Genomic DNA, 202 nt, shown 5'->3' with positions numbered 1-202 from the left:
CCCCAGCCGCTAAACCACCGCCACCAACCGGCACAAAGATATAATCTAGGTGACCATTTTGCTGCAACATCTCCATGCCTATCGTGCCTTGCCCTGCAATCACTAATGGGTGATCAAAGGGAGGAACAAAGGTATAGCCGTGCTTTTCTGACAACCGTTCAGCTTCGGATTTCGCTTCATCAAAGTTACTGCCATGAAGTAC

1 protein-coding gene is annotated in these 202 nt (G+C 49.0%); it reads right to left on the bottom strand.

Going from position 1 to position 202, the window contains the following annotated elements:
• Positions 1-202 (bottom strand): pyridoxal-phosphate dependent enzyme (locus tag ACP45E_RS21530; RefSeq protein WP_141707478.1); only part of this gene is annotated, 202 nt, incomplete at both ends.

It is taken from the genome of Vibrio genomosp. F10 str. 9ZD137 (assembly GCF_049974785.1).
Lineage (GTDB): Bacteria > Pseudomonadota > Gammaproteobacteria > Enterobacterales > Vibrionaceae > Vibrio.
The sequence above is the reverse complement of the archived record's forward strand: the minus strand, read 5'-3'. Positions and strand labels throughout refer to the sequence as shown.